Source organism: Pseudoalteromonas sp. SG45-5 (genome assembly GCF_014164085.1).
GTDB classification, from domain to species: domain Bacteria; phylum Pseudomonadota; class Gammaproteobacteria; order Enterobacterales; family Alteromonadaceae; genus Pseudoalteromonas; species Pseudoalteromonas aliena.
This window is the reverse complement of sequence record NZ_JACJEM010000184.1, coordinates 1-310: the sequence shown is the minus strand read 5'-3', so window position 1 is coordinate 310 and position 310 is coordinate 1. Positions and strand designations below refer to the sequence as shown.

The 310-nt window shown below is 36.5% G+C and carries 1 rRNA gene; it reads right to left on the bottom strand.

The features are described from left to right. Positions 1–82 (bottom strand): 16S ribosomal RNA (locus H5119_RS20225); the annotation flags it as partial. Positions 83–310: the final 228 nt, after the last annotated feature.

The following is a 310-nucleotide window of genomic DNA, read 5'->3' as shown; positions in this document are numbered from 1 at the left end:
CTACTCTCTGTTACCGCTCGACTTGCATGTGTTAGGCCTGCCGCCAGCGTTCAATCTGAGCCATGATCAAACTCTTCAATTAAAAAGTTTTATGTCTTTCGACAGCTCAATGAATTCTGAATTTTTGTTTTTGTTGCCAAAAACGAATTGACTGTGCGTTATTATTTTCACTTTTAAAAAAAGTAAAATCAAAACAGCTCAAGGCTGAATCTTTTAATAACATATGGTCACTCAGTTTCAATTGAGACTCTAATTTGTTTGCCTTACTTAGCGAACTAAGCTTGGCTGTTAGAACTCAATCTGTACGAGT